This is a genomic window from Microbispora siamensis, from assembly GCF_016863095.1.
GTDB classification, from domain to species: domain Bacteria; phylum Actinomycetota; class Actinomycetes; order Streptosporangiales; family Streptosporangiaceae; genus Microbispora; species Microbispora siamensis.
The window spans coordinates 1-1,756 of record NZ_BOOF01000106.1; the positions used below are offsets into that span (position 1 = coordinate 1).

The 1,756-nt window shown below is 65.4% G+C and carries 1 pseudogene; it reads right to left on the reverse strand.

The features are described 5' to 3' along the window. Positions 1–843: 843 nt before the first annotated feature. A pseudogene (locus Msi02_RS42645) lies at positions 844–1,756 on the reverse strand (hypothetical protein); the annotation flags it as partial.

Consider the following 1,756-nt stretch of genomic DNA (forward strand, 5'->3'; position numbering starts at 1 on the left):
GGTATAGGAGGAATAAGGGCGGTGTAAGAGGTATCGCGGCCTTCGTTCTCCGGCCGGGAAGGCAGGGTCGTGGCCGCGTCCAGTGGCCTCCGTGACGTTTTGGCTGATCACCTACGGCGGTCTCTGGCCTTCCTTACTTTGGGTAATGGAACGGTTCAAGACGCTGTGTGATGCAAATCACAGTTTGGGACGAAACGGAAAAGGGTCCAATCTCGTCGAAACTGGTCACACCAGGCAGTGGGCACCCGGGAGGCGGGCGCAAGGAAGGCCGCCCGGTGGGGCGGCCTGAACCAGCCCATGACGGTCGAGCCGGCACAGCGACAGGGGCTCCGAGGGCCGGGCGGGGACCCCGACACGCGCGTCGTCTTCCGCCGGCTCGTGCCACACCGGATCACCCTCACCCGGGGACTCGATCGCTGGAAAGCGTGGGCAAGTTCAGAAGGCGGGCGGTTGGCCGACGTCGAATACGACGGAGCGCGCGTGCTTCTCCGCGATCCGATCTCAGCCGGCCATGACCTTCCCGGCCACTACTCGGGAGGACCTCGTAGCCGAGTGTGGACGATCATCCTGTCCGTCCCGACCCGCTGTGACTCCACCTCCGCTCGCCGGCCCGGTGGCTCGTCGGAGGCGCGTTCTCGGCGGTGGTTGGCTCGGCGCCCTCACCTCGCTCGATGCCCTCCGCATCACCTCGGCCGGGCTCGAAGCCGGTCTCTCCGGTCGACCGCTGTCGACAGCGTCGAACGCAGTGGTCGTGCACCGGTTGTGGAAACAGGAAAAGGGCCCGGATGGACATGCCATCCGGGCCCTTTTCTGTGGTCCAGTCAGACCGTCAGGGAGCTAGTCTCAGACGATCTTGCCGGAAGCGAACTTCGCGGCGTACTGGTAGACGGCCAGGGTCTCACCGTCGAAGTACGGGGAGACGCTGGTGTCGATGCGCTTGTTGCCGTCGGTGTCGGAGACCGCGATGGTCACACCGTTGAGGTAACCAAGACGCTTGGTGCTGCTGTAGCGGTACAGCCAGGACGAGCCGATCGAGCCCTCGCCGGTGAAGGAGGACTTGATCCCGACGAGCTCCTCGGCCTTCATCGCGGGAGCGGCGGCCTTGAAGGTCTTGCCGTAGGCCCACTTGAGGGTCTTGCCGGTGAAGGCGTAGTTGCCGTCCGGGTGCGACCCGCTCGGGTAACCGAAGACGAAGACCGGGGAACCGATCTTCTGGTTGTAGGCCAGGCCCTGGCCGCCGACGTTGGCGCCGAGGGTGCCGACGTCCTTCAGAGCGATGTCGACCAGCTTGCCGCGCAGCTTGTAGTCGAGGTCGTACAGCGCCCAGAAGGTGGCCTTGTAGAAGCCGTTGTCCTTCTTGAAGTAGAAGGTCGTGTCGTCGGCCGACCAGTGGTCGCCACCGTTGCCGAACTCCTCGCGGTTGACGCGGGTGATGACGATGCCCGCCCGTCCGCTCCGGTCCGTCCACTCCGAGCTGGCGCCACGGACCAGGGCCTCGGCGTCCGCCTTCGTCTGACCGCCGGCCAGGCACTTCAGCCAGTCGGGGATGGCGACGGCCTTCTTCCAGGACTCCTTCTTGTTGTCCGCGAAGTGCACGTCATCCTTGACGGGGACGATCTCGCCGGCCCAGCCGGTGGTCTTGAGCTCGAGGTCCTTGCGGGCCTTGTCCGCCGCGGCGTAGGTCTCGAAGGTGCGGTTGTCGACCCAGTTCTTGACCTTGTCGACGGCCACGTCGGTGACCTGGACGCCGTTGTAC